The sequence below is a fragment of the Vibrio sp. R11-SG3-ISO9 genome (assembly GCF_059834255.1).
This window is the reverse complement of sequence record NZ_JCBDGU010000056.1, coordinates 89,426-104,814: the sequence shown is the minus strand read 5'-3', so window position 1 is coordinate 104,814 and position 15,389 is coordinate 89,426. Positions and strand designations below refer to the sequence as shown.

Annotated in this window: 19 protein-coding genes; 8 read left to right on the top strand and 11 right to left on the bottom strand. The window is 44.4% G+C overall.

Annotated elements, in window-relative coordinates; genetic code table 11:
* Positions 1-51: 51 nt before the first annotated feature.
* Positions 52-678 (bottom strand): AraC family transcriptional regulator, encoded by a 627-nt coding sequence (locus tag AC6R05_RS21475; RefSeq protein WP_032550458.1) that lies wholly within the window; start codon positions 676-678, stop codon positions 52-54.
* Between the two features lie 176 nt (positions 679-854).
* Between AC6R05_RS21475 and AC6R05_RS21470 the strand changes: the two genes are divergently transcribed.
* Positions 855-1,961 (top strand): 1-acyl-sn-glycerol-3-phosphate acyltransferase, encoded by a 1,107-nt coding sequence (locus AC6R05_RS21470; protein WP_152469835.1) that lies wholly within the window; start codon positions 855-857, stop codon positions 1,959-1,961.
* A gap of 104 nt (positions 1,962-2,065) precedes the next feature.
* On the opposite strand, the gene AC6R05_RS21465 is transcribed toward AC6R05_RS21470, so the two are convergent.
* Positions 2,066-2,665 (bottom strand): hypothetical protein, encoded by a 600-nt coding sequence (locus AC6R05_RS21465; protein WP_152469834.1) that lies wholly within the window; start codon positions 2,663-2,665, stop codon positions 2,066-2,068.
* 139 nt (positions 2,666-2,804) lie between these two features.
* On the opposite strand from AC6R05_RS21465, the gene AC6R05_RS21460 reads away from it, so the two are divergent.
* Positions 2,805-3,068: a DUF1496 domain-containing protein gene (locus tag AC6R05_RS21460; RefSeq protein WP_285467880.1), complete on the top strand. Its 264-nt coding sequence runs from the start codon at positions 2,805-2,807 to the stop codon at positions 3,066-3,068.
* A gap of 29 nt (positions 3,069-3,097) precedes the next feature.
* Here AC6R05_RS21460 and AC6R05_RS21455 read toward each other — a convergent pair whose 3' ends face one another.
* Positions 3,098-3,397: a YfcZ/YiiS family protein gene (locus tag AC6R05_RS21455; protein WP_285467873.1), complete on the bottom strand. Its 300-nt coding sequence runs from the start codon at positions 3,395-3,397 to the stop codon at positions 3,098-3,100.
* A 529-nt stretch (positions 3,398-3,926) separates the two neighbouring features.
* Here AC6R05_RS21455 and AC6R05_RS21450 point away from each other — a divergent pair.
* Entirely contained in the window at positions 3,927-4,388 is a 462-nt protein-coding gene (locus tag AC6R05_RS21450) for a TetR/AcrR family transcriptional regulator (protein ID WP_032550453.1), read from the top strand.
* Positions 4,389-4,657: 269 nt separating this feature from the next.
* On the opposite strand, the gene AC6R05_RS21445 is transcribed toward AC6R05_RS21450, so the two are convergent.
* The 6 genes from AC6R05_RS21445 to AC6R05_RS21420 all read right to left on the bottom strand — a co-directional run bounded on the left by AC6R05_RS21445 (position 4,658) and on the right by AC6R05_RS21420 (position 9,477).
* Positions 4,658-5,440: a heme ABC transporter ATP-binding protein gene (locus AC6R05_RS21445; RefSeq protein ID WP_500648559.1), complete on the bottom strand. Its 783-nt coding sequence runs from the start codon at positions 5,438-5,440 to the stop codon at positions 4,658-4,660.
* A complete protein-coding gene (locus AC6R05_RS21440) occupies positions 5,440-6,477 on the bottom strand; it encodes a FecCD family ABC transporter permease (RefSeq protein ID WP_500648558.1) in 1,038 nt (345 codons plus the stop codon). Before AC6R05_RS21440 ends, AC6R05_RS21445 begins: the two co-directional genes overlap by 1 nt.
* 35 nt (positions 6,478-6,512) lie before the next feature.
* On the bottom strand, positions 6,513-7,355 hold the full coding sequence (locus AC6R05_RS21435; RefSeq protein WP_235201682.1) for a heme/hemin ABC transporter substrate-binding protein: 843 nt from the start codon (positions 7,353-7,355) through the stop codon (positions 6,513-6,515).
* 188 nt (positions 7,356-7,543) lie between these two features.
* Complete coding sequence (locus tag AC6R05_RS21430; protein ID WP_032550449.1) at positions 7,544-7,960, bottom strand: ExbD/TolR family protein; 417 nt, start codon at positions 7,958-7,960, stop codon at positions 7,544-7,546.
* A gap of 2 nt (positions 7,961-7,962) precedes the next feature.
* Positions 7,963-8,652 (bottom strand): MotA/TolQ/ExbB proton channel family protein, encoded by a 690-nt coding sequence (locus AC6R05_RS21425; RefSeq protein WP_032550448.1) that lies wholly within the window; start codon positions 8,650-8,652, stop codon positions 7,963-7,965.
* A 3-nt stretch (positions 8,653-8,655) separates the two neighbouring features.
* Positions 8,656-9,477, bottom strand: coding sequence for an energy transducer TonB (locus AC6R05_RS21420; protein WP_500648793.1), 822 nt, complete (start codon positions 9,475-9,477; stop codon positions 8,656-8,658).
* 161 nt (positions 9,478-9,638) lie between these two features.
* Between AC6R05_RS21420 and hutW the strand changes: the two genes are divergently transcribed.
* From hutW to AC6R05_RS21400, 4 genes are all read left to right on the top strand, one after another.
* Positions 9,639-11,048, top strand: coding sequence for a heme anaerobic degradation radical SAM methyltransferase ChuW/HutW (hutW, locus tag AC6R05_RS21415; RefSeq protein ID WP_390520283.1), 1,410 nt, complete (start codon positions 9,639-9,641; stop codon positions 11,046-11,048).
* A gap of 21 nt (positions 11,049-11,069) precedes the next feature.
* The gene (gene hutX, locus AC6R05_RS21410; RefSeq protein ID WP_500648557.1) at positions 11,070-11,591 is read left to right on the top strand and encodes a heme utilization cystosolic carrier protein HutX; all 522 of its coding nucleotides are present in this window, start codon (positions 11,070-11,072) and stop codon (positions 11,589-11,591) included.
* Between the two features lie 116 nt (positions 11,592-11,707).
* Positions 11,708-12,238, top strand: a complete 531-nt coding sequence (hutZ, locus tag AC6R05_RS21405; protein ID WP_152469826.1) for a heme utilization protein HutZ — start codon at positions 11,708-11,710, stop codon at positions 12,236-12,238.
* Between the two features lie 137 nt (positions 12,239-12,375).
* On the top strand, positions 12,376-12,912 hold the full coding sequence (locus AC6R05_RS21400; protein WP_285468569.1) for a cobalamin adenosyltransferase family protein: 537 nt from the start codon (positions 12,376-12,378) through the stop codon (positions 12,910-12,912).
* 32 nt (positions 12,913-12,944) lie between these two features.
* Here AC6R05_RS21400 and AC6R05_RS21395 read toward each other — a convergent pair whose 3' ends face one another.
* A complete protein-coding gene (locus AC6R05_RS21395) occupies positions 12,945-13,871 on the bottom strand; it encodes a chemotaxis protein (RefSeq protein WP_150896718.1) in 927 nt (308 codons plus the stop codon).
* A 181-nt stretch (positions 13,872-14,052) separates the two neighbouring features.
* On the opposite strand from AC6R05_RS21395, the gene ppiC reads away from it, so the two are divergent.
* Complete coding sequence (ppiC, locus tag AC6R05_RS21390; RefSeq protein WP_032550441.1) at positions 14,053-14,331, top strand: peptidylprolyl isomerase PpiC; 279 nt, start codon at positions 14,053-14,055, stop codon at positions 14,329-14,331.
* 249 nt (positions 14,332-14,580) lie between these two features.
* Here the strand turns inward: ppiC and AC6R05_RS21385 are convergent, their stop codons facing one another.
* A complete protein-coding gene (locus tag AC6R05_RS21385) occupies positions 14,581-15,000 on the bottom strand; it encodes a hypothetical protein (RefSeq protein WP_500648556.1) in 420 nt (139 codons plus the stop codon).
* Positions 15,001-15,389 lie beyond the last annotated feature (389 nt).

The following is a 15,389-nucleotide window of genomic DNA, read 5'->3' as shown; positions in this document are numbered from 1 at the left end:
GACTCTCATAGAGTTCGCGGCTTTTTCGTTGTCTGAGCGGACTATGTCAGTTTACAGCGTGTCGCCAAACACCAGCATACACAGCTGCTCGAATTCTTCGGTTTGCCCAGAGAATAGCTCGTCAATTACCTTTTCTTTCTTCTGACCTGACTGCATGCGTTTTTTCGCTTCACGCATCACCATCACTAGAGTTTGTTCTTGAGATAGTGGTGAGTCTTCAATGTTCCAACGGTTGAAGCGTTGCGACAATTCGCTTTCACACAGCAATGGCTTAAAGGTCAATACTTCCTGCTTAACTACCGCTAATAGCTCTTTAAATGTTGAAGACGCATTGTTGGTGTCTTTGTTTTTAACTGCCAAGGTTGCGAGCTTATCGAGCAAAGCTTGTGAAAGTGGTGTTTGGTTCACGTAGCCCGCTTGCTTAGGGAAAGCATCGGTTAGGCGCACTGAAAAGTCGACGCGTGCGATTCTCGTGTTCGGAAAGTAGGTGAGGGAAGTTAAACAGTCAAACGGGATCCAAAGGCTTTGGCCTGGCTCAATGGCGTGTTCCTGTTTACCAATCTTAATCAAAACTAATCCGCTTTCGACGGATACAAGGCTATGTTTTACCACTTTTTTTCTAGGAGTGATTTCTAGGTGGGAGTAGTAAGCCGATGTATATTCGATAGCGAAGTTCATAGAAGGTCCTTAGTTTTGCGGCCGCTAAGATTACCGTTAATTTTAACGTATGCCAACAATAATGCAGGTAAATCCGATGTTTCTGGTCTGACCTTGTCAAAAGTATGGGCTCTGTAGCTGCGAGAAAGCAAAACAATGCGTAGAATGAGCCAGCTTTTTATTAGATGTAGTGAAAAATGACCTCTCAGACTGATCCATATATTGATATCCGTCCTTACAATGACGACGAAATTCCTGCGGCACTTGATCGCCTAATCAATGATGAAGAATTCATCAGCGCGATCCTAAACTATCGTTTCTCTAACCACGCAGCTTGGTTCCAAGCAATCATGAGCCCGATCTTGCGTGTTTACCTAAAAATGAAGTGGAGCAAGCTGCAGAGCGTAGAAGCGATTCAGATCGAAGTGAAAAAGTACCTTCGTGATACCTTGGCGAATACTACTAAAGGTGTGACTTACACGGGACTTGAATCGTTAGATCAAAATCAGTCTTACTTGTTTGTCTCTAACCACCGCGATATCGCCATGGATCCGGCTTTGGTTAACTATGCACTGCACCAGCAAAACCACAACACATGCCGTATTGCGATTGGTGATAACCTGCTTAAGAAACCATGCGCGACTGAACTTATGCGTTTGAACAAGAGCTTTATTGTTAAGCGCTCGCTTAAAGGGCCGCGTGAGATGATGAAAGCGCTTGGCCAACTCTCTTCTTATATTAAGCACTCTCTAGATACGGGTAACTCTATCTGGATTGCGCAGAAAGAAGGGCGTGCAAAAGACGGTAACGACTTCACTGATCCAGCGATTCTTAAGATGTTCCACGTTGAAGGTCGTAAACAGAAAGTTGCTTTCGCTGAGTATGTTAAGTCATTGAAGATCGTACCGGTTGCGATCTCTTACGAAAATGACCCGTGTGACACGGCAAAAGCGCTAGAGCTGTTTGAAAAAGACGTCAATGGTTCGTATGAGAAAGGCGAATTTGAAGATATCGAAAGCATCATTCAAGGTATCGTGGGCAATAAAGGCCATGTACATGTTGGCTTTGGTTCTGTGATTGACCAAGATTTTGAAACGCCAGAAGCACTAGCTGAAGAGATTGACCGTCAAATTCATGAGAACTACAAGCTGTTCCCTGTGAACCTACTGGCAGCAGATAAAGAAGACGACAGCATTACTGAAGCGGTGAAGCGTGAGTTTGAAGAGAAACTATCAAGCATCCCTCAAGGTGCGCATCAGTACCTGATCGATAGCTATGCTAACCCAGTAAAGAATGTCGGCTAAATTCGGTCTAATGATTTAACGACTGCTGATAAAAACAAAAAGGAGCGTGATGCTCCTTTTTTGATCGCAATACATGGCAACTCGTCATGCCCCTACCTTCCTAGTTAGCGGGCTACCGCGCCACCCAGATTCAATGTCGTTGGCCATTTGCTAATGACATTTCCACCGAGGTAGATATTGCCGTTCACCGTCATCACGTCGGGGAACTGTGTAATCGCAGAACCACCAATATAAAGATTCCCTTCAACCACAATGCCATTTGGCAGTTCGGTTAGCGGGGTTCGAATCAAACTCAAGTCGCCCTTAACTCGAAAACCATTCGGTAGCTTTTTAAGAGGCGTATCGGTGAAGTTGATAAAGCCACCAACCTTGACGCCCTTCGGCCAACTTTGTATCTGACTTCCAAGTAAGTTGGCGTAACCTTTGATAGAGGTGCCGGCGGGTACACGTCTGAGCAAGCTATTCGCCGCTTGTAGACTACCACCAATTTCGAGCTCTTTTGGTAGTTGTTTGATAGACGTTTTCTCTATATTTAAATTACCTTTGACGACTAACCCTGTCGGTAATTCGGTATAAGGCTTATTACGCAGGTAAAGATTTCCGTAATTGTCGAGATGATTCAATATTTGATAGTGATCGAGGGGCTGGGAGTAACTATTTGATATGGTGAGTAAGCACGCAAGCAATGTGACAATTCTGAGCATAATGACGATCTTCTAACAGAGTTGCGCTTACTATATCGGAAATTGCATACGAGCCCAGAAATATTGCCGATAATTGTTAAATTTAGCCAATTAAACAGAGAGTGAAATATAAGTGAAAAGATTAAATGCAATTAAAGTCATATCTTTGACAGTAATCTCAGGTCTATTTGGGAATAATGCAAACGTGTATGCCGACAATATTATTTCTGTACCAGCGAAAAAGGCGGTGGTTGTATCGCAAAAGAATACGCACCCACGGGTCTGTTATTACGATGATAAGGCTTACAGTTTAGGTGCTGTTCTGGAAATATCAGGAGTAGTGATTCAGTGTGCAGAACAGAATGATTTCGAGACAAATGGCGCTCTTTCATGGAAAACACTCGAAAAAAAAGACGAGCAATAGGCTCGTCTTAATCAATAGAGTAGGGCGCGTTATCGTGCGATTGAACGTGTTTTCAGTTCAAAGATAATTTTCTCTGCGCTCACTTCGAACTTGAAACGTGTACGTAGTTCGTTGCTTTCTTCTGTCAGTTCTGTTGATTCAAACTCAACATTACTTGAAACTTGTTTAGCTAAATCAATGTACTTAGCTAGCTCTGCTTCCATCGCTTCTTTCGAGTTACCGTAGATTACAACTTCCGCTACATCGTCGCCTTCTTTAATGATGAAACCCATTTCGCCTGCGCAACCGCAAGCTTCGCATACATCATTAGTGCCAACATCTTGGTTCATAAATAATCCTCTTACAAAATCTGAGGTTATTTTACCGAGCAATTTGATCTGTATCTACAAAAATTAAATCCTTTGGCCTATCTTGCATTGGTATGCTATGTTGTTTGTTGAGGAAAACAATGAGCATGGCGTTTTATAAATGTGAATGTGGGTGTGATCAAGCTCATATTTTTCTGAAAATTAGTGTCATTAATTTGTCAGAACATCATTCAGTTAGTTGCACCCTGAATGATTTTATAAGAGTATCTATCGCTTGATAGGTATTTATATAATGAATTTATTGTTTCGCATTTCATATTCTAAGCGGTTATTTTAAAACACTGCTTTAGAACGGTAAGGTGAATTCCGAAGACTAATTAAACAAAGTGCGCAAAGACGCAACACTGTAAAATTGGTCGTACAGAGTATTCTCGTGTTATTGGGCGCAAATACTTGCGAAAAATCGCCTTACTCACATAATGCTGATAACGATTTTCATTCTGACTTCATTTGATGAGTTAGATGGATTTACAAAAAGAAGAGCCTGAATATGCCAAAGCGTAGTAAAGAAGATACAGAAATCACTATCCAGAAAATCATGGATGCCGTAGTTGACCAGCTACTAAGACTGGGTTACGACAAGATGTCATACACGACGTTGAGTCAACAAACGGGTGTTTCTCGTACTGGTATTAGCCACCACTTTCCAAAGAAGACAGATTTTACGGCAGCGCTTGATGGTCGTATCTTCAAAATGTTCATGGAACACATTGATTTCGAAAATGGTTTAGATGCATTTTCTGATAGCTGGATTAAAGCCCTGGAAGATGCTGAGTTCCTAGCAATCTTACGCCTGCTATTCCACCATATCGTTACTTCAGAAAGCGCACACGAGTTCGCTGCTAACGGTATTGACCGCCTGTACAAACTGACTGAAACTCAGTTTGGCGACACAAGTGGTAAAGAACTAGAATGGTTAATTGGTAAGTCTCTAATTCAAATGAGCAAATAATCCATTGAAAGAAAAGCTCCTTATTAGGAGCTTTTTTTGTGCCTGCTGTTTTTGTGGTCAACAATCATTTGGCTTTCATTGTGGCTTCGAAAGCAGTGAGGTGACTAACGTTTAGAGGTACCTGATTAGGTACACGTAATCGTTCAGAATTATGTAAATCTCTAGCAATAATACCTATTGTTAATCTGGACAATAGCTTAAATGGCCGTGAATGGCGTTTTAAGCCTTTAGAAACTAAAAAGAGCACCGTCAGGTGCTCTTTTTGTTTATTAGCCAGCAGGGTGGACTTGAGGGAAGCTCATAGTAGGGTGTTTTTCAACAATACTCCGATACCCGTAGACATCTTCAATCATCTCTGGCTTTAGTGCTTCCCATGGTGTTCCATCACACACTAACTGCCCGCCTTTCAATACGACTAAACGATCAGAATACTGCGCGGCCAAGTTCAAGTCGTGTAGCACCACAATAACTGCCGCGTTTTGTTCGTCTGCCATTTTACGAGCGATTTTCAGTGTGTTGTGTTGATGAGCGAGATCGAGCGCTGAAGTGGGCTCGTCGAGCATCAATACACATTGGTCACCAGAGTGATGCAGTTGAGTCAACACGCGCGCTAGATGTACACGCTGCTTTTCACCACCAGAAAGTGATGGGTAGAGACGGTCAGCCAGATGAGAAACGTCCGCCGTATCCATTTTCTCTTGTGCGATTATAGTCAGTGCTCGATTGGATTCTTGTAGTGGAATACCACCAAGTTCAACCACTTCGTTAGCAAGGAATGGAAAAGTGAGTGTGCTGTGCTGTGGGAGCATCGCTAAATGCTTCGCCAGTGTGCTCGGTGACCATAGTGCTCTGTCTCGGCCAAAGTAATTGATGTGACCTTGGCTTTCGATCTCTTGACATAACGCTTTGAGCAACGTGCTTTTTCCGGCACCATTCGGGCCAAGAAGTGTCGTTACTTTACCCGCTTCAATCTCGATAGAGACATTATCTAGAATCACTTTGCTGCCAAACTTTACATGAATGTCGCTGGCTTTTAAGGCTGGGGAGTGCATTACAGAATTCTCCCTTTTTGTTGGAAGAGTAGATATAGGAAAAACGGTGCGCCGATAATGGCAGTCACGATACCAACGGGTAGCTCGGCTGGTGCCAGTACCACACGTGAGAACATGTCAGCGGCTGTCAGTAATAGTGCGCCTAGGACTGCGGATAGAGGGAGTAGTACACGGTGATCAGGACCAGCAAGCATGCGACCCAGATGAGGAATCACTAACCCAATGAATCCAATCATACCTGAGAGGCTTACCGTAATGCCGACGCCTGCCGCAGTCAGTAAGATCAACTGGCGTTTGAGCTTTTGAACGGGAATACCTAAGTGTTGCGCTTCTGACTCACCAAGGAGTAGTGCATTTAACGACATAGCTTGGCGATAGAACAAGATAAACAGTACAACCAAGGTGACAAGAGCCAATGCAATTCCAGACCATTTAGCGCCCGCCAATGACCCCATCGACCACAATGAGAGATCTCTCAGCATTTGATCGTCAGCAATGAAGTTTAAAAAACCAATACCAGCACCAGATAGGGCACTAATTGCGACACCTGCCAGTAGCATGATGGTCACGGAAGTACCGAATTTACCTGTACCCAGCTTATAAACTAAAAGTGTCGTTAATGCGCCACCAAGAAAGGCGAACACTGGTACGGCTGCAAAGTTCATGAAACCTGGGTAGCTAAGGCTCAGTTCAGAAAAAAGAACGATTGCTAACGCAGCTCCTAACGCAGCACCAGCGGAAACACCAATGATTCCCGGCTCTGCTAATGGGTTTCTGAACAAACCCTGCATCACTGCGCCACATAGCGCCAATATGGCACCAATCACCATGCACAGAATGGTTCGTGGCAATCGAATCTCTTGGATCACCAGGTTGATGTGAGGCGCGAGTTCATTGTTTGGATTGAACAAGCTTGCCGCACTGTCGCTCAAGCTAATGTTCATTGGTCCAACAGTAATCGAAAACAGGGCAATGAAGACTAGGGCGATACCAAAGCCTACCATTGATGTTTTTAAAGGTACGGTTCTTAACAGCATAATGAGAGCCTTAAACTAAACGCACAATCAGTAAGTTATTGTGGATAAATACGTGCGTTTAAACGTTTTGCTTCGGCAAGACTTGCTAAGCCAAGACCGCCAACTAGTGCGCTACCGTTAACGGTGATGATCTGCTTGTTCATACCCGCTGGTGTCGCCGCTAGCATTGGTAGTGATTTCAAAATAGCGTCTGCTCCGCCCATTTTTTGGTAGCTACGGCCACTAACAAGAATAACGTCTGGTTGCATCTCAACCATAGATTCCATAGACAGTGGTTTATAAGACGTTAAGCTTTCAGCCGCTGGGTTAATACCACCCGCAAGCTCGATGATCGCGTTTGGAGAGGTCTCACTGCCCGCAACATTCGCTGGGCGACCTTCGTGAAGTAATAAGAACAGCACTTTTTTAGCTTCATTTTGAGGAACTTGGTTAGCTTCAAGCGCAGCGATTTTCTTATTCACGCTCTCTTTTACCGCTTTAGAATTCTCTTCTGTATGCGTGATCTCTGCGATTTGGTCGATACGCTTAAGTAATCCCTCTACGCTTGCTTCTGTGTTAACGATTTCAACATCAACCCCTGCAGATTTCAGTTGAGATATTGCTGTATCTGGACCCATTTCATCAGAGCCGATCAGAGTGGTCGGTTGCAGAGCAATAAGACCTTCTGCTGATAGATTACGGTGGTAGCCAATTTTAGGAAGTTTGTCTGATTGCGGGAAACGGCTAGTAACATCAATTGCGACCAATTGATCTTCCGCGCCCAGTGCCAATACGAGTTCCGTGACTGCACTACCGGCACTGATAATACGTTGTTGGTGCGCATCGTCGGCCGCAATCGCTGAATGAGTCGCGAGGGAGAAGCCTAAAAGCGCTGCCATCGAAAGTAGCCCCTTCTTAAGCGGCTTTTTAATTGAATGATTGTGATTGAGCTCTTTAATTGTATTCATAATTCTATTCTTATTGTCTGTTTTTGTCGGTCCACATATTTAGCCGACATGATTTGAAATGTTTACAAGGCGTAGATTGGTGCCTACGCCTTTGAGGTTTGCCGCCTAACGTCGGCTGCTTATTCGCCTTCAGTCAGTAGTTGCGTTGCTGGGATACCGTTGTCCTGTAGGAAGGAGAGCAACTTAACGAGGTTCTGCACATCCGCGGTTTTGTCCGCACCAATGATGATTGGCTTCTTGTTATCACCAGAACCGACTTCTTCAAGTAGCGCCAACTTAAAGTTCTCCCAATCAATGTACTCTTTGCCGTTGATTGCCCAGTAGGGTTCGCGGTTAAGCAGGTTTACACTGATCGAGTCTTTATGCACCTCAGACACATTGCTGCTGTCATTACTCGGTAACTCAACGTCCAATGACTCCAGCTTCACGGAAGCAGTAAGAAGCAAGAACACCATTACGATAAAGATGATGTCCAAAAGAGGTGTCAGATCAGGCGTTAAGCTTGATGCATTGTGATTCTGAGAGACTTTGATCATGACTAGCGCGCACCTTCCGTTGTAACGGTCTGCTGTGATGCGGTAACTTGAGCCGTGGTTGGTTGCATCGACATACCTTCTAGCCACACATTGACGTAGTTCAGAGTGTGCTCCAATTTAGCCAATACTCTGTCGGCCCATAGACCTAGCAGTTGTGCGCCTGAAATGGCAGGAAGAGCGATGATCAAACCTGCTGCTGTGGTGCGCATCGCAAGGCCAAGTCCATCAGCTAGGTCATTGGGTGTGATACTGCCCGTTGTGGCAGCAACGCCTTTAAACATCTCGATTAATCCAAGAACGGTACCCAGTAGGCCGATCAGTGGGCTGATAACGCCGATCAAACCAAGCAGTCGTAAACCTGCATGTAGCTGGTGGCGTTTCTCTTGAAGCCAGATTCCAGCGGCGTCTTCACGTAACCCCTTAGAAAAAGAGTGATGAGCCAGTACCATCGAAACGCCTTTGTAAAGGAGTGGGCGCTTGTTGGACAAGTCCGCCGCTAGTGTTTCAATTTGATGAGTGTCGGTTGGTGAGATTTGGTGAAGCTCTTTACGAATAGCGCGGCGTCCAACGCCGATACTTAGCATCACTTGGAAAATACGCTCAACGATGATCATTGCTGTAAGCGCTGAGCAGATAAGCAATGGCCACGTCATTAGACCCAATTGCTCTTGTAAATAACTGATTTGTTGCATTTCTTAGTCCAAGTTAAAACGAACAGGTACTCGTACACGGTGAGCGATCGCCCGACCATTTACGGTGTGTGGTGAAAATTTCCATTTTTTGATTGCGTCGAGTGCGGCCTTATCAAGAAGTAGTGCACCTGAAGAGTTCACTAATGCTTGCTTAACTTGCTTGCCGTCTTCATCAAGCCAAATTTCATAGGTTGCGACACCCTCTACGCCTCTGCGTCTAGCTTGTCTTGGGTAAACAGGTTGCACCGGACGAGCACTAAAGCGTGGCTTGTTAACCAATACCGGTTGAGAGTTTGATACACCTTGGTTTACAGGTTGAAGTTGCGCTTCACTGTGTTCGCTACGCTCAACTTTTTTCTCAGCGATTTTCTTGTCCTGTTGTGGCTTAACCGGCTCAGGTTTCTTTTCTACCAGTTTTTTTTCGACGGGCTTTTTCTGTACAGGTTTTTTCTTTACCTGCTTTTTAACTGGCGGTTTAGGCTCAGGCTTTTTGACGAGCTCTTTTTTTGGCTCAGCTTTTGGCTTGTTAGTGATCGCTTCTTTTTTCGGCTGAACCTTTTTCGGTTCTGCTACTGGAGGTGGTGTGGGTTCTACAGGCGTTTCTGTAATTTCAGGTTCAGGAGTGACTTCTGATTCAACGGGTTCGGTGACCGTTTCTTCACGTTCAACGGAACGTTGAGTTTGTGGTTTAAAGTTCAGAGCAACAGTTTTAGATTCTGCGCCAGCTGGCATAGCAAATACCTTTGATTCTTGCGCGACAAACAACAACGCAGCATGAATCACCAATGAGGCTCCCCCCGCTATGACATACCTTGGAACGTTCACAATCAACCCTTCACCTAAACGAAAATCTGGCACCGATTATTGCCTAGAATCTAAATAAGATCAATTATCAATTGCATTATCATTTCAGGCTATTTATGATTCTCTCAGTTTTTAGCGAATAGTCTTCCAAGCTTGGCTCGGTAAGCGTTTAGGTAATTTATATGACTCTCGATATTTATAAATTTGACGAATCTATTTTGGGTGTTTCAACGCCGGATCCGCTGCGTTTTGCGTTTGCAAAAAAGCACTCGGCACACGCTGGTGGAAGTGCGACTCCAATCGCTCAAGATAAGAAGTTGAATTTGTTCGACGAATTGATGCTAACGGAAGGAAAGAAACAGGATAAACGTTGTTTGTATATCCACATACCTTTTTGCCGAGTGCGTTGTACTTTTTGTAATTTTTTCCAGAACGCAGCCAGCCGCAAACTTGTTGACGATTATTTCGAAGCCTTGCTTTGTGAGTTGAAGCAAAAAGCGAAAACACCTTGGGCTCAATCTGGTCTTTTCCATGCGGTTTACATTGGTGGAGGCACTCCGACGGATTTGTCTGCAATGCAAGTTGAACTGTTGGGCAAAGCGATTCGTGAGCATTTCCCATTGGCGAACGACGTGGAAATGACTCTCGAAGGGCGAATTAACCGTTTCAGTGATGAAATGTTCGACCGAGCGCTAGAAGGTGGCTTCAACCGATTTTCTTTTGGTATTCAAAGCTTCAATACCAAAGTTCGTCGCAGTGCAAAAAGGTTAGATGATCGCGAAGTGGTTCTAGAGAGAATCAGCTCGTTGAGTAAAACCGAGCAAGCACCAATCGTACTTGACTTACTTTATGGTTTGCCACATCAAACCATGGATGTCTTCGAGCAAGATTTACACGATTACATGTCGACAGGCGCACACGGTATTGATCTATACCAATTGATCGTGGGTGGTGATGCACCAATGCTGAACTTAGTTGATAAAGGTAAGATTCCGCCTCCTGCGACAACGCCTGATAAAGCAAGCATGTATTTGGCAGGCGTCGAGTTTATGGAAAAACACAAAGTTAAGAAACTGAGTGTGAACCATTGGGCTCGCGACAATCGTGAACGCAGCATCTACAACAGCTTAGCTAAGACATACGCCGAAGTACTGCCTATCGGTTGTGGTGCCGGTGGTAATGTCGGTGGTCACGGCATCATGCAGCATCGAACGCTAGAGACCTACATGGACTCGGTTAAGCGTGGTGAGCTTCCAATCGCCATGATGACTAAGCAAAGCGAGCTTGAACCTATTTTCTCTTCACTTAAAGCGGGTTTTGATTCTGGAGTGGTACGCAGAAGCTTACTGCCGACCTTCATGGGGCAAGACACGTTTGACTATTTAAAACCTCTATTTTCGCATTGGCAAAGTAACGGACTGGTCGAATTGTCTGAAGACTACTTAACTTTAACCATTGCGGGCAGCTTTTGGGCTGTGACATTAGCGCAAAGCGTTATTCAAGTTTTGAATGCGGAATACTTTGAAGCGAATCCACAAGCAAGACCGTCGCGTCCTGCTCATCACCCTCATGCTGTAAAGAAACACGCATAATTAATAATGGAAATGAATTCAATGACAGATACAACGCTAGAGATGATCGACACATTAGAGCAAAGCGTCGCTCGTATTCTTGAAGAAGAACCAAAGCTACTTCCTACAGCTATTGCTGAAAAGCTGAACGTGACAGAAGCAGAAGTCGTCGCTGCATTTCCAGGCGATATGTCTGTGATGCTAGACGGCTCTCGTGCTCAAGAGATCCTTGAAGGTCTTGTTGGCTGGGGCCCAGTAACGACGATCGTGCATTCGTTCGGTTCAATCTTTGAAGTTAAAGCGCCTTTCCCTAAAGGTAAAGTGGCGCGTGGTTACTACAACCTAATGGGCAAAGAGGGCGAGCTTCATGGTCACCTTAAACTAGACAACGTTAAACATGTGGCGTTAGTAAGCAAACCATTCATGGGGCGTGAGAGTCACTACTTTGGTTTCTTCAGTGAGACTGGCGAAAACATCTTTAAGATCTACCTAGGCCGTGATGAGAAACGTGAGCTTATTGCTGACCAAGTAGAACGCTTCAACGCGTTGAAGGCGCAAGGCTAATTTTCAAGTTTCACGACTTGAGACAAGCAACGATTAGAGCGAACCAAGGAGAGGCATCGGAGTTTCTCCTTGGCTAAAAATATAATAATTTAGAGAAAGTAAATAAAGGAATCACCATGGAACAGCAAGTAAAACAAGAACGTCTTCAAGGTCGTTTAGGTCCTGAAATCAAAGAGTTCCGTCAAGAGCGTCGTACGCTGCAACTGGCTACTGTTGATGAAGAAGGTCGTCCAAACGTGAGCTACGCGCCGTTTGTTCAAAACCAAGAGGGCTATTTTGTTTTAATTTCTGATATCGCACGTCACGCTCGCAATCTGAAAGCGAACCCGAACGTGTCATTGATGATGATCGAAGACGAAGAGAGCTCAAAGCAGCTTTATGCACGCAAGCGTCTAACGTTTGATGCAACGGCATCCGTCGTTGAGCGTGAGAGTGAGCTTTGGACTCAAGTTATCGGACAAATGAAGGACCGTTTTGGCGAGATCATTGATGGTCTAAGCCAACTTCAAGATTTCTCACTGTTTAACCTTAAAGCTGAAAACGGCCTGTTCGTTAAAGGCTTTGGTCAAGCATACCAAGTGTCTGGCGATGATCTGGTAGACTTCGTTCACCTACAAGAAGGTCACAAAAAAGTATCAAACGAATAGTCTGAGCTTTTGCTTGATTGATAAATGGCTCTCGCTTGTGGTGAGGGCCTTTTTTATGCGCCTAAGGTTGGGTTTATGTTTGCTTTTGCCAAGGTATTATCTAATAGTGTGCGCGAGATACCTATTAGGAGCATTAAGTGAAACCAGTAAGCCGAGATTGGGATGAGTTCTGTTATCCGTTTATTTACGAAGAGAGTCCAGCGTGCGACTTTGAGATCCTTTCCGATGAGCTTTGTTGTCGCATAGGCTTAGTTCTTACCATGGATCTTGAACCACAAGTACGTGACGTATTAACTCGCCTGCAGCCGAATGTTTATCACTTGAATGGTTCGGTTCGAGGAAAGCTGGCGATCACTGAGTTAGAGTTGAGTGAACTTAAAACCGATTATCATGCGATACGTGAACGCTTAGAGGGCGGTTTCTCAGGCTTTGTATTGCCGGGAGGTTGTCGAGTAGCCAGTGAGTTGCACCTAGCGCGTTGCCAAGCAAAGAAAGTGGTAAGAGCACTGGTGGCGATCGAACATAGCGGTAAAAAATCACCTGCTGATATCTTGTTCAAATACGCCAACTTAGTCGCCAACACTCTGTATGCATTGGCGTCGCTAACCAATTTTATCGAAGGTGTGGAAGAGGTAGAATTTGTGAGTAAAAGCTACCCAATGCCGAAGAAATAAAGCTCAAGATAGCGGTGAGCTGATTCTCACCGTTAAATCGTAATTTGCTGCTTTTTAGGTGTGTTTTCTAACGATTTTGCGCCTTTAAGCATCGCTTCTATCAACTCACCTGCATTAAACTTTTCTAGTGCTTCGTGTGCACCTACCTGCTGGGCTCTATCCACACAGATTTCGCTTGATAATGAGGTATGTAAGATGCAGTAAGCATGGCGCAGCGAATCATCGTTTTGCACTTCAAAGGCTAGTTCATAGCCATCTAATCCGGGCATTTCAATATCACTTACCAGAAGGTCGATCGCTTGCCCACGTTGCGCTTGTTCACGCATCATTTTCAGCGCGTCCATACCGTTGTTACAGATGCTATAAGGAATATTGATACTGTCGAGCGCATCAGAGAGCTGCTTTCTGGCGATGAGTGAGTCATCAACCAAAAGAATGTTCAGAGCTTTGAGTCGCTCGCGTTCAACGTCGGTCAGCATTGGGATCTGAGCATTCTCATATTCTGGGTAGATTTTGGATAGCAGTAGCTCGACATCTAGCATCTGTACGATGCGATCTTCATAGCGTGTAATACCAGTCACAAACACATTTTGACCAACACTTGATGGTGGTGATTCGATACTGCGCCAATCACACTCGATGATTTTATCGATAGAACGGACTAAGAATGCAACAACGGTTCTCAAGCAGTCTGTGACGATCAAAACACAGCTTTGGTACTCTTGAGGTGAAATTGGACGGAAGCCTACTGCGGCCGACATATCAATGACAGGAACGGTTAAGTCACGAATGGTGACCGTGCCGATAACATGGTGGTGCGAGTAGGGCAGTTGAGTCATTGGTTGAAAGGGAACGATCTCTCTTACTTTCAACGTGCCGATTGCAAAACTCTGAGTCAAAGAAAGCTTAAACATAAGCATCCCCTGAGACTGGCTCGCCTTACTGATCGTTTTCGCCATTGTTGTCACCTGATTTCGTCGTTGTTTTTTTATTTATAAAAAGCAATGTAAATGGAATCACGCACTGCGGCAAGGGACTTAATCAATTTTACCGTTGTTTTGGGCCTAGCCGAGCTTAATGGAGTGAAGATTGGTCAGTCTTGAGTTAAAATCACCGCATCGCAACACAATGAGAAAGATCATGGCAAGAACCGCAGCAGCGCTTCATATTTTAGTGAAGCATAAAGAACAGGCAGAAGACATCATTAAGCAACTGAAAAAAGGTGCTAAATTTCAGACTCTTGCTAAAAAGTATTCAACCTGCCCATCAGGCAAAAAAGGCGGCGACTTAGGTGAGTTCAAAAAGGGCCAAATGGTGCCTCAGTTCGATAAAGTGTGCTTTACCGGAGAAACATTAGTGCCACACTTGGTGAAAACCAAATTCGGCTGGCACGTAGTGAAAGTGCTGTATAGAACTTAGTATAATTTTCAGAGTCCTAACACAGCGCTTGTTACGCCCATAAAACCTCCTGATTTTTGGAGGTTTTATGGAAAACAGTATCCCCTACCCACGACTTTTCCCCACTCAAACAGATTGACTCCATTACCCTAGATATCGAGACAAAATAATCCCTAAACATCGGCTCATAGGAAAGGTAGTGAATGGGTAGATGCCTACAATGAAAATGCTCTGGCCATGAGCCATCACTTATGGGACAAAACTCAAAGTTTAAGGTTGGGCTACCCATTCAAGTGCCGAGCCCTTTGTTAATGAGTACAAGTTATTACATTCAGACTCGGACAAGTACTCTTCAATGTTGTTACCATCTTGGTTATTGTAATTCTTGTACACTTCGACCATTTCACTTTTTCGTTCGCCGACCGCGATCCCTGCTGCGAGGAGCATGAGGTCTTTCCCACCACCACCTCCTGGAGTGAGTACATAGTCCCTTGCCTTGAGGTAATGCTCAGCGGCCGCTACATCTAAATCGTGCGTGTCTATGTTTTGACTGGAGACGTTAATCAATGCGCTGCATGCTACAAGCTTATTAAAGAGCTTAAAATGCTCCGTTGCATCGAGGTGAGCCTCAGCACCTGCGTTCGCTTGGGTACATAATAGTGACAAAGCCACCGCTGTTACTTTCTTCATAAGTAATGCTCTAAATTAAGTGGAGTAAACTCATGTACATGATCAACCTTCACAGTGTCTTTATGATTATGAGTAATTGTGTTTGCAGCGTAGAACAAACTTGTTCAGTTGTTTTAATTCGTGAGCATAACCGCTGACGGTCACCTGTCTACGATTTTGTAATGCCTTGTAACGATCTTTGGCTCTTTTAGACCGTCAATCAAAACCTTATATGAGCCGGGCTGATTAGTGCTGCTCATAGCGAATAAGCTTGGCTGTAAGCATTCAATGGAATATAAAGGAGCGTAAATACGCTCCTTTTTTGATACCTGAAGCCAGTTTTACTCAAATATGGCGGAGTTCTTCATCCCAAATGTTGTGCGATATTTTAGGCTACGCCCTGTTTTATC

What these genes read in the sequence shown, in the direction of transcription:
- AC6R05_RS21475 (WP_032550458.1), bottom strand. Translation starts at nt 678, where the DNA reads ATGAACTTCGCTATCGAATATACATCGGCTTACTACTCCCACCTAGAA.
- AC6R05_RS21470 (WP_152469835.1), top strand. Translation starts at nt 855, where the DNA reads ATGACCTCTCAGACTGATCCATATATTGATATCCGTCCTTACAATGAC.
- AC6R05_RS21465 (WP_152469834.1), bottom strand. Translation starts at nt 2,665, where the DNA reads ATGCTCAGAATTGTCACATTGCTTGCGTGCTTACTCACCATATCAAAT.
- AC6R05_RS21455 (WP_285467873.1), bottom strand. Translation starts at nt 3,397, where the DNA reads ATGAACCAAGATGTTGGCACTAATGATGTATGCGAAGCTTGCGGTTGC.
- AC6R05_RS21450 (WP_032550453.1), top strand. Translation starts at nt 3,927, where the DNA reads ATGCCAAAGCGTAGTAAAGAAGATACAGAAATCACTATCCAGAAAATC.
- AC6R05_RS21445 (WP_500648559.1), bottom strand. Translation starts at nt 5,440, where the DNA reads ATGCACTCCCCAGCCTTAAAAGCCAGCGACATTCATGTAAAGTTTGGC.
- AC6R05_RS21440 (WP_500648558.1), bottom strand. Translation starts at nt 6,477, where the DNA reads ATGCTGTTAAGAACCGTACCTTTAAAAACATCAATGGTAGGCTTTGGT.
- AC6R05_RS21435 (WP_235201682.1), bottom strand. Translation starts at nt 7,355, where the DNA reads ATGGCAGCGCTTTTAGGCTTCTCCCTCGCGACTCATTCAGCGATTGCG.
- AC6R05_RS21430 (WP_032550449.1), bottom strand. Translation starts at nt 7,960, where the DNA reads ATGATCAAAGTCTCTCAGAATCACAATGCATCAAGCTTAACGCCTGAT.
- AC6R05_RS21425 (WP_032550448.1), bottom strand. Translation starts at nt 8,652, where the DNA reads ATGCAACAAATCAGTTATTTACAAGAGCAATTGGGTCTAATGACGTGG.
- hutW (WP_390520283.1), top strand. Translation starts at nt 9,639, where the DNA reads ATGACTCTCGATATTTATAAATTTGACGAATCTATTTTGGGTGTTTCA.
- hutX (WP_500648557.1), top strand. Translation starts at nt 11,070, where the DNA reads ATGACAGATACAACGCTAGAGATGATCGACACATTAGAGCAAAGCGTC.
- hutZ (WP_152469826.1), top strand. Translation starts at nt 11,708, where the DNA reads ATGGAACAGCAAGTAAAACAAGAACGTCTTCAAGGTCGTTTAGGTCCT.
- AC6R05_RS21395 (WP_150896718.1), bottom strand. Translation starts at nt 13,871, where the DNA reads ATGGCGAAAACGATCAGTAAGGCGAGCCAGTCTCAGGGGATGCTTATG.
- ppiC (WP_032550441.1), top strand. Translation starts at nt 14,053, where the DNA reads ATGGCAAGAACCGCAGCAGCGCTTCATATTTTAGTGAAGCATAAAGAA.
- AC6R05_RS21385 (WP_500648556.1), bottom strand. Translation starts at nt 15,000, where the DNA reads ATGAAGAAAGTAACAGCGGTGGCTTTGTCACTATTATGTACCCAAGCG.